The 240-nt window shown below is 46.7% G+C and carries 1 pseudogene; it reads left to right on the top strand.

The features are described from left to right. Window positions 1-60: 60 nt before the first annotated feature. A pseudogene (locus tag HBA93_RS23255) lies at window positions 61-240 on the top strand (outer membrane protein); the annotation flags it as partial.

Below are 240 nucleotides of genomic sequence, written 5' to 3' on the forward strand. Positions count from 1 at the left end.
TTTTTGACTGGGTGGTGTAAAACAAGATCAACGAGTTTCTTTCTAAAAGGTCTGATAGACATGTTTAACAAAATTGCTCTCGCCGCTTCTGCAGCAGTTCTTTTCTCCGGCACAGCAATGGCTGCTGATGCTATCGTTTACAACGAACCAGCACCGGTTGCAGTTGCAAACACATTCAGCTGGGAAGGCGCTTATGCTGGTGTGAACGCTGGCTACGGCTTCGGTAAGATGAAAGAAGAC

The sequence above is a fragment of the Ochrobactrum sp. SFR4 genome (assembly GCF_019730395.1).
In the GTDB taxonomy this organism is placed as follows: domain Bacteria; phylum Pseudomonadota; class Alphaproteobacteria; order Rhizobiales; family Rhizobiaceae; genus Pseudochrobactrum.